Origin of the sequence: Bacillus sp. AFS012607, from assembly GCF_002558005.1 — a bacterium.
Classification (GTDB): domain Bacteria; phylum Bacillota; class Bacilli; order Bacillales; family Bacillaceae_G; genus Bacillus_A; species Bacillus_A thuringiensis_S.
This window is the reverse complement of record NZ_NTVM01000106.1, coordinates 1-1,675: the sequence shown is the minus strand read 5'-3', so window position 1 is coordinate 1,675 and position 1,675 is coordinate 1. Positions and strand designations below refer to the sequence as shown.

Sequence of the window (1,675 nt, the reverse complement as noted above, 5' to 3'; positions counted from 1 at the left end):
GACAATTTAGATATATATTGTGTACCTCTTCCTTTCAGTAATGATGTAGAAAGGTGAAATATACAATATATATGCGTGCCTCCCCTCAAAAGGTCACTAGAGGGGTTAGGTATACGATTATCGTTGGGTGAGTAAGATCGTAAAACTCATCTGTGACCACTGGGAAATGCATTGTATCAAAGACCTGTTTGTGTCAGTACTCGTGAGGAATATCCCATTTTGACATTCTGAAGAAGCGAGGAACATCACGACAGTAGATACATAAGGTTCNNCGCATGCCAATACAGGGTTCGTCATTCCAGCCATAAATGATATTTCCATTTTCTATCCCACTTTCCTATAAATGTTATAAAATAAAGACAGATGTTGAAGTTAAAATGTGTCTCATCACACTTCAAAATCGCTTATACAAATATGACATAGGGAGGAAAATACATGAGTCGAAAAGGGTGGATCATTTCCGCTGTTGTTGGACTGTTAATTGCAATTGGTATTGGTTCAACATTTGTCTTTAGTTCGGGAAAAGGGGAAGTAATGGAACTTAGTCCTTTAGAAATGAAGAAGTTCATGAGTGAGGATGGCACAGGTTTTGTTTTGTTAAATTCCACTAAGAAGAAAAGAGAGGATTGGCTTCATGTTGTAAAAAAAGTAGCACAGCAAGAAAAAATTCAAGTGCAAGAATTAGATGAAGAGAGAGAAGATATACCAGGTTCCAGCAACCCATATGATTGGGGCTTATCTCAAAAAAGAGATTCACTGGCATATTATGAAAAAGGAAAGTTGAAAAAAGATATTAAAATTCCACAAATTAAACCTTCAGAACTTGAAAAAGAAGTTACCTATTTTGTCCAAAATTGCAAAGAACAATATCAGAAGTAATCACATAATCATTGAAAGGTGGTGATATAGTGGCGATTACACAGAGGGAATTAAAAAAAGAAAAAGATATGGTAGCAAATCTATTAAGAGCCAATGGTCAGGATTATAACCATTGGCTTCATTTACATCATCAGAAATACATTGAAGAAAATCAAGATTTAGTAATGAAAGCTTTACAAGCTTATAAAGCAACAGCAACAGAAGTAAAAGAAGACAGCAAGGCGAATGAATCAAGTCAGCTTAGTAACGTATAAGCATTTGAAAATGAAAAGGGAGTGAATGTATATGTCAATGTTGGAAACATTATCTCAAATGTTAGTGTTAGGTGATGCGATGGACGGTCTAATTAATACAGGGAATTCATTTATTGCATGGATGCAAAGAGGGGCAATGGTTAGTACAGCGATTGTATTTTGCTGGGGCGCTTATCTATTAATTTGGGGCGGTGAACGAGGAAGACATAAATGTATTTGGTGGTTTCTTGGTGGGGCAGCCGGACTCGTTATTGTAATGGGATGCCAATACTTAGCAGAGAGCGTAAATAGCAATGTAAAATTTGGTCAAATCTTATTCCCGTTTCTTTGGATGAAATAGTGAAAAAATATAATTAAGGCAATAAGGAGGCTATGCAAAGGGTATGGCTTTTTTTGTTGCCTTTTTTTCATGGGATTTTAGTTTTATTAAGCAAACGGGGTGTTAATTATGAGATTACCAGGTGTATTGGAGAGCGTTTCGGTTATTGGTAATATACAACCGATTATGACAGTACCAACAAAAGAGGGGCTGTTAAGAGCTT

The 1,675-nt window shown here is 36.1% G+C and carries 3 protein-coding genes; all 3 read left to right on the top strand.

Translation table 11 applies throughout. The features are described 5' to 3' along the window. Positions 1–435: 435 nt before the first annotated feature. From CN409_RS31070 to CN409_RS31060, 3 genes are read left to right on the top strand one after another with little or no spacing between them, the layout of a single operon-like run. Positions 436–879, top strand: a complete 444-nt coding sequence (locus tag CN409_RS31070) for a hypothetical protein (protein WP_097981934.1) — start codon at positions 436–438, stop codon at positions 877–879. 29 nt (positions 880–908) lie between these two features. Next, positions 909–1,133 carry a hypothetical protein gene (locus tag CN409_RS31065; protein WP_001018796.1) on the top strand — a complete coding sequence of 75 codons (225 nt, stop codon included), beginning with the start codon at positions 909–911 and terminating at the stop codon, positions 1,131–1,133. Between the two features lie 31 nt (positions 1,134–1,164). Continuing rightward, the gene (locus CN409_RS31060) at positions 1,165–1,473 is read left to right on the top strand and encodes a hypothetical protein (protein ID WP_000062188.1); all 309 of its coding nucleotides are present in this window, start codon (positions 1,165–1,167) and stop codon (positions 1,471–1,473) included. Positions 1,474–1,675: the final 202 nt, after the last annotated feature.